The 6,973-nt window shown below is 63.1% G+C and carries 8 protein-coding genes; 3 read left to right on the top strand and 5 right to left on the bottom strand.

Annotated features, from left to right (window positions below; genetic code table 11):
• Positions 1–319: 319 nt before the first annotated feature.
• Positions 320–892 (bottom strand): glutathione peroxidase, encoded by a 573-nt coding sequence (locus GWE18_RS36015; protein WP_275190400.1) that lies wholly within the window; start codon positions 890–892, stop codon positions 320–322.
• A gap of 165 nt (positions 893–1,057) precedes the next feature.
• Positions 1,058–2,677 carry a L,D-transpeptidase gene (locus GWE18_RS36010; protein ID WP_275190399.1) on the bottom strand — a complete coding sequence of 540 codons (1,620 nt, stop codon included), beginning with the start codon at positions 2,675–2,677 and terminating at the stop codon, positions 1,058–1,060.
• Positions 2,678–3,022: 345 nt separating this feature from the next.
• Between GWE18_RS36010 and GWE18_RS36005 the strand changes: the two genes are divergently transcribed.
• Positions 3,023–3,571, top strand: a complete 549-nt coding sequence (locus GWE18_RS36005; protein WP_275190398.1) for a CreA family protein — start codon at positions 3,023–3,025, stop codon at positions 3,569–3,571.
• Between the two features lie 70 nt (positions 3,572–3,641).
• Here the strand turns inward: GWE18_RS36005 and GWE18_RS36000 are convergent, their stop codons facing one another.
• The gene (locus tag GWE18_RS36000; protein WP_275190397.1) at positions 3,642–3,851 is read right to left on the bottom strand and encodes a hypothetical protein; all 210 of its coding nucleotides are present in this window, start codon (positions 3,849–3,851) and stop codon (positions 3,642–3,644) included.
• Between the two features lie 480 nt (positions 3,852–4,331).
• Here GWE18_RS36000 and GWE18_RS35995 point away from each other — a divergent pair, with 480 nt between their 5' ends.
• Together GWE18_RS35995 and GWE18_RS35990 are read left to right on the top strand one after the other, a co-directional pair.
• Positions 4,332–4,493 (top strand): hypothetical protein, encoded by a 162-nt coding sequence (locus GWE18_RS35995; RefSeq protein ID WP_275190396.1) that lies wholly within the window; start codon positions 4,332–4,334, stop codon positions 4,491–4,493.
• 42 nt (positions 4,494–4,535) lie between these two features.
• Positions 4,536–4,934: a hypothetical protein gene (locus GWE18_RS35990; protein ID WP_275190395.1), complete on the top strand. Its 399-nt coding sequence runs from the start codon at positions 4,536–4,538 to the stop codon at positions 4,932–4,934.
• 96 nt (positions 4,935–5,030) lie between these two features.
• Here GWE18_RS35990 and GWE18_RS35985 read toward each other — a convergent pair whose 3' ends face one another.
• Positions 5,031–5,285: a DUF6719 family protein gene (locus GWE18_RS35985; RefSeq protein ID WP_275190404.1), complete on the bottom strand. Its 255-nt coding sequence runs from the start codon at positions 5,283–5,285 to the stop codon at positions 5,031–5,033.
• Positions 5,286–5,420: 135 nt separating this feature from the next.
• Positions 5,421–6,920 carry a PLP-dependent aminotransferase family protein gene (locus GWE18_RS35980; protein ID WP_275190394.1) on the bottom strand — a complete coding sequence of 500 codons (1,500 nt, stop codon included), beginning with the start codon at positions 6,918–6,920 and terminating at the stop codon, positions 5,421–5,423.
• Positions 6,921–6,973: the final 53 nt, after the last annotated feature.

Raw genomic sequence — 6,973 nt, 5'->3', positions numbered from 1 at the left:
GTTGCAGGGCGGGCGGGTCGGGGCGGGCGCTGCCACAGGGATCGGTGCTGGAGCCGCCTGCGGAGCGGCCGTGCCTTTGGCGGCTGGTGTCTGCGACCACGCCGCGCTCGATGCCAGCAGCGAAATCGCGCCAGCAAAAATCATCCCTGCCCGAATGCGCATCTTGCTTTCCTTATCCCGCTCCCGGGTCGCGGCTTTGCCGTGATCCGGTCTGCCTCCATTCCCCGAAGCAGATAGTAGCCTAGTTGGAGCAGGTGCGCCAACGCAACCGCTGCGACTACGCCCAGCCGAATTTGTCACCAGGAGGGGTTAATTCGATTCAGGAAGCCGCCAGCGCCCGCGCGATGGCGGTTTTCACCCGTGTATCTACGGGGTCAACGGATTCCGGGAAGACGTCGGCGATATAGCCGTCACGTCCGATCAGGTATTTGTGGAAGTTCCATCGTGGAACATCCTTCGGCCGCGCTTCCGCCGCCCATTTGTAAAACGGATGTGCGTTCGGTCCCTTGACGACGGCCTTCGCGGCGATCGGAAAGGTGACGTGATGGTTTTGCGTGGTCGCGGTGATTTCGGTTGCGCCGCCCGGCTCCTGGCCGCCGAAATCGTTGGAGGGGATGCCGACGATCATCAGGCCGCGGCCGTGAAACTCGGTCCACAGTTCCTGCAGCCCGCCATATTGCGGCGTGTAGCCACAAAGCGAAGCGGTGTTGACGATCAGGATCGGCCGGCCGGCAAATTCGGACAGCCGGATATCGCCGCCGGATAATGCCGGAAATGAAAACGCATAAGCCGTGATCCGGCTCATGGCAGCCTGCGCCAGGGATCGCCTGTTGGAGGTGACGGCTGCGATCGCGGCCAGCGCCGCGGTTATCACGCTCCTGCGGTCCATCATGGGAAGCCTCGGCTGTGGTTCAACAGCGCGAAGCATAGCGCAACGCGCAGGCCGCTGGCGCTCAACAAGGCGTTATGCGATCCATAGCGTTTTCAAGCGAAGCATGCCCTCGGACTTGATCCGTGGGTGGATACCGGTTCGCGTCAAGAAAACGCGTCAGACTAATCATCTCAGCGGTACGACGAAGTCGGTCCCTTCGCCGGTTTCGCCGCCCTGGGTGACGCCGAGATCGGACACGATGATCGAGCCGCCGGTGGTCAGCGCCTCGGCGATCCGCGTCATTGCCTCGGGTGCGACGGTGATGCGATCCAGCGCCTCGGCCGGGCTGTTCGGCACCAGCCGTGGCTTGGCCTCGGCAGGCGCGGCCATCTTGCGGCGGCCGGCTGTGCGGTTGTCCTCGTCGCTCCGGGCTGTGTTGCGCACCGTAACCGGTAGCGAGACTACCGACCAGCGCAACAGGTTGGGATCGTTCTTATCGGCCTCGACGGTGAACACATGGGTGCCCAACGGACGGTCGCTCGGCGCGATGGTCACCGGCACCTCGAACTGCGGCTTGAAGTTCTCGCGAACGTAGAGCTTGGAATCCTTGCGGCTCACGAACACCGCAATCTGGCCGGGACGCCGCGGCGGCTCCGCCCTGGCAGCCTTTTCCGCGCCGGGCAGACGCGCCGGATCTTTCTTCACGTCGGGAGCAGCAGCCGGTGCACCGGTGACCGGTTCGGCGGGCTTTTCGGCGGTAGGCTTGGATTCAGCAGCCTTGGCTTTAGGCGTCTCGGCTTCCTCGATCTTCGGCGCTTCGGTCCTGGCAGGCGCCGCATTGGTAATCGCCGCCGTGGGGGCCTCCTCGGATTTCGCTACCGCGCTCATTTCGACTTGCGCTTCGCTGGCGTCAGCCGCGTTGGCTGCCGGATCGGACTTCGGTGCGTCCGCCTTGGCTTCCGCGTTCGACGTATCGCTGCCGGGCTGGACGCGGGCCGCAGACGGCGTTGCATCTGATACGACCGTGTTGGTCGCCGGCTGCGCGCTGCGGGCATCCGCGGTGTGAGTCTGTTCGCGCAACGGAGCTGCGTGCCCGACGGTCGGTCGAAGATCGAGGCTGGCCTGCGAATTCGCGGCCTCGATCTCACGGCCCGCATCTGCGCCCTTGTCGCCCTTCACCGCGGGCGCATCATTTGCCGGATCGTCGGCGAGAAGAGGCTGCGGCACGATTTTCTGCGCCGCGAGCAACGGGTGGGAGAAACTGGCTGGCGTGATCTGGCCGGGCGTGATGATGACGCGCGCGCCCATCCTGGTCCAGTTCCACATCTTTATCGCAAACGCCGTCGGCATGCGGATGCAGCCATGCGACGCCGGATAGCCGGGCAAGACACCGGCATGCATCGCAATGCCCGACCAGGTGATGCGCTGCATGTAAGGCATCGGTGCGCCGCTGTAGATGTTTGAGCGGTGCATCTTGTGCTTCTGGATGACGCTGAACACGCCCATCGGGGTCGAATGACCCTTCATGCCTGTCGACACCGGGCTTTCTGCGAACAGCCCTTTGGCGTCGTAAACGCGAACCCTCTGCTGCTCGATCGAAACGGCGATGATCAGCGGCCCCTGCGGCTTGGCGTTGGTTTCCTTGATGGCCGTCTCGGTCTTGGCTGGCGGCCGGCGCACCTTCGGCTTGCGCGGCTGCACCATCGGCGCGGGCCGGTAGTAGCCGGGATCGGAATCCTGCCAGTAGAACATGGCGGCGGCATCCGCGTGGGGAGCGGCGGCAACCGAGCCGGCCGCGGTCAACATCGCAATCTGCCAAAATCGCTGCTTCGAAATGGTCGCGCTCGCGATACTCGCACTGAAAAATCGATGCCCGCTCACGCGCATAGTCCTCAAATCCAGTTACTCGAACCTACTGTCCTGCTTACTCATTTGTTGTCGCAGAGGCGAAAAGCGTTCACCAGCATAGGCCTTATAATTTCAGCGCTTTTCGCTCCGATCGTAGCAAAAAAGCCTCACATTCCGTTAAACGGCGCTTGGGTCAATCTGACGCCATCCGTAAGGCGGCACTGCGGCCTTCAAGTCCGCTGCGGCCTTTCTGTTCCACTTTCCGGCACTACATAGGCGGCGAGCCCTTCAGCGGAGATTTCAATGACATCCAAGGCCATCGTTAAGTGTGACAGGAAGTGGAGAAGGGCGGCCTTGGTGGTGTTGGCGTTGACATTGTGGCAGGCGAGCCCGGCGTCGGCCGCCGATGAGCCCGACCTGATCTTTCGCCGCTCGACCGTGTTCAAGTGGCTGAGCCCGAACGACAAGCTCGCGACCTACGCCGTCGACGATCCCGAGGTCGACGGGGTGGCCTGTCACTTCACGGTGCCGGAGAAGGGCGGCTTCAAGGGCTGGCTCGGCCTCGCCGAGGAGGTGTCGGACATTTCGCTGGCGTGCCGCCAGATCGGCCCCGTCAAGTTCAAGCACAAACTGGAGCAGGGCGATGACATGTTCCGCCAACGCCGCTCGCTGTTCTTCAAGAAGATGCAGATCGTTCGCGGCTGCGACGCCAAACGCAACGTGCTGGTCTACATGGTCTATTCGGACAAACTGATCGAAGGTTCACCCAAAAACTCAACATCTTCGGTGCCGATCATGCCCTGGGGAGCCGGCGACATCGCGGTTCAGAAATGCGGTGAGTTCTTCCAGTAAGTACGATGCCAGCCAGGATCCGAGATCGGGTCCGGAAGCCGAGATCGGATTCGGGATGAGGGCTTCGGGCTTACCGTTTGACCGGATTGGAATATTGGCGGGGCTCCAGGCCGGTTCCGACCTTGCGGTCGCGGCAACCGACCAGATGCACGAATTTCTGCGGCGCCGATACATTGCCGCGAAATTCGCTGCCTTGCTGAGACATCGCACCACAAACGCTTGCCGGATGCTCTGAAGTCTTTCCTTGGCGCCCTGTCTTCAGGGAAGGATCGATCCGCATTTCGGAGCCATCACTCACGGACGAATTTTCGACCGCCGGCTGGCCGAGCTTGCGGGTCGGGGTTGCATTGCCAACATCGTTGTTGCCACTACCCACGACTGCCATCCTTTGTTGAGGAGGGGTCACAACGCACAAGCGCGCGCAAGGTTGCACGGCATTCGGGTGAGTCGGCCCGACCGAAGCTTCGGTTCATCCGATCAGCCATCGAACGAGGCAGTCCTCGTCGACCGGACGGGCGCCAAAGCGGCCCTGATTGGCTGCCTGCGATGTTCAGCCGGACCATCTGAAGCGAATGCGCCCCGACTGAATTCATTGAATTTTTTGCCGCCAATGTTTCGTCCGGCAGCTCGATGAAACAATTCTCCTGTGTGATGAAACCATTTTCCGTTTTGGTGCAGATGTCCGGAAACAGCCGATGGCTATCCAGATAGCCAACGAGACGGCGGACACCGCCGGCCAGGGATCACCGGAGACAGTCAGATGCGGACCTTCAGCTTCATCCTAGCCTTCGCCTTTGTCCTGGCAGGCCCCTCGATGGCTGGTTCTTCAGATCAGGCTCTGCCTGGTGTCGGCACCTTCGCCTATAATGGTTCGCCGGTTGCGGCCCCGGCATCCCAGCCGATGGTCGTGGCCGCCAACTAAGCGAACGGATCCTCCGCAAAAGATCGCCGATAAAGGCCGTGTATGCTCGTACGTATTTGTTCTGCAGCGATCCTGGCTTCCCTTCTTCTCAACGGCGCGGCGCAGGCTCAGGTCCAGTTTCAGCCGCCGCAGACCTCGTTCCGTTCCCTGTTCAAGGTGCCCGATCCACGCGGCGAGTTTGTACGCCTCTGCGCACCCCATATGGTCGGACGCTGGGCGCACCCCGAAAGCGTTTGCGGCTGTCTGCACGACTACGCCGCGGCGACCGTGGAAGATGCCGACCTGCGCGAGGCGCTGTTGCGCGGCATCAGCGAGACCGGGGTGCCGACGATCGAGACGGCATGGGTCCCGCCATCAAAGCGATCCGAGATCGGCCCGACCTTCACCAAGATCGCCAAGCCGACATTGCAGTGCATGTTCGAGCCGGCGCCGAACCAATAACATCAGCGCGTCGCGCTCACGCACGAAGCCTCTCTTTACCGACCTGTCATTCTTCGCCGCAGCGGTGAGGTCATCGGTCAGTGCGGGCGCGCGTGATTATCTCCGCTTGGTACCGAGCCGCGGAATGCATTTGCGGGTGCGGAGCACGCCTGACGTCGTCATCTGCGAGCCCTGGACTTCCTTGATCTGCCCGGCCGGGCACGATCCGTCGTCGACCAGCACGCGCTGGCCGAGCCGCAGGTCGATAATGTCCTGTTCGCGCGAAGCCACCTGGGCCAGGGCGGGACTCGTAAGGAGCCACAGCGCGATGCCGGCGGGCAGGGCAAGCGATCGAGCAGCCTTTGTCGTCATCATTCCGGCCTCGTTCACTTGGTCTTGATCTTCAGCCCATCGGGCCCGACATTGATCTGCACGCCCTCGGGCGGCGACCTTAGTGACGCGGCGGCGATTCTCATAGCGCGAGTCGTGCTGCGCCAGCCGCGACGGTTATGTCGCGGACTTCAGCCTTCTGACACCAGTTCCGCTGTTTGCTTTGCGGTTTGTCCGCAAGGCCGCTATCGATGACTTCGCCAGCCGTTCGGCCGACGCAATCAGTTGCGGCAGCGGATGGCCGGCAAAGCCGAGGACGAATCCCGGCAGCGGACGCGCGCGAAAATAGGTTTCCGCCAGCAGCCAGCCCGCGACGCCGGCGTCGGCCTTTGCGTTGGCGGCAACCGACGGATCGATCGACGGATCGAACCGCGCGACCAGATGCAGGCCCTGTGAGGGCACCGGTACCGATAGAAGCCCGTCCGATGCAGCCGACAAGGTCGAAGCCAGGACGTCGCGCGCTTCGCGGTAAAGCCCGCGCACCCGGCGCAGGTTTGCCGCGAACGCGCCGGAATTCAACATGTCCGCCACCGCGCCTTCAAGCAGTGTGCCGGGAAAGCGGTCGAGCGCGGCGCGGGCCGTCGTCACCGGTCCGACCAGTCGCTCGGGCAGTGCGCAGTATCCGATGCGCAATCCGGGAAACAATGTCTTTGCAAACGTGCCCATATAGATGACGCGCGAGAGGTGATCGATGCCGGCGAGCGACAGTAAGGGCGCGCCGTCATATCTGAACTCGCTGTCGTAATCGTCTTCGAACACGAAGGCGTCCGCATCCTTCGCCCAATCGAGCAGTTCGAGCCGCCGCGCCATCGACATCTGCACACCGAGCGGAAACTGGTGCGAGGGTGTGACGTAGGCCGCGCCCGCCGAAGGAGCAAGCGCCCGGCCTTTGGCGACGATCATGCCTGAGGCGTCGACCGGTACGGAGACGGGGCGCAGGCCGCAATGTTCGATCGCCTTTCGCGCGGCGGGATAGCCGGGATCCTCGCACCAGATCTGATCGCCTGACTTGAGGATCGCGCCCAGTACAATCCGCAATGCGTGCTGCGTTCCCGACGTCAGCATGATCTGATCCGGGTCGCAACGCAGCCCGCGCGCCGATAACAAATGATCGGCAATCGCGGCGCGCAATTCGCGGCTGCCTCGCGGGTCGCCATACTGCAGATGCTCGTTGCCGAAAGCGCGCATGCGCCGGCCGGCAAACGACCTGAAGCGCTGCAGCGCCCTTTCATCGATATGCGTGCAGCCGAGGGCGAGCGCGCCCTGCTGCGGCGCATCGATCGCGATCTTCGTCTTGCGCGCATCGTTAACGCGGGCGGGAATGCGCGCGGCGACGAAGGTGCCGGAGCCGACGGTGGCTACCGCAAAGCCATCCGCGATCAGCCGTTCATAGGCCGAGGTGACGGCATTGCGACGGAAGCCGGTCTGCTTCGCCAGCGTGCGCGACGGCGGCAGCGGCTCGCCGGGTTTTGCGATCCCGCCCGTGATGGCGTGGCACAGCGCCTGATAGAGCCGGTGCTGGGAGGAGGCGCCCGGCGTCACGTGCGGACCGGATAGGTCGAGCGCCAGCTCGGCCTTGCGCTGCGACGGCCGAGAATTGGTCGGAATTTTTCGCATGGAATTGGCACTATCGCAGACCAAATTGGCCGGTACAACTCTCAACAATTGCA

This window comes from Bradyrhizobium sp. CSA112 (assembly GCF_029051645.1).
GTDB lineage: Bacteria > Pseudomonadota > Alphaproteobacteria > Rhizobiales > Xanthobacteraceae > Bradyrhizobium.
The sequence above is the reverse complement of the archived record's forward strand: the minus strand, read 5'-3'. Positions and strand labels throughout refer to the sequence as shown.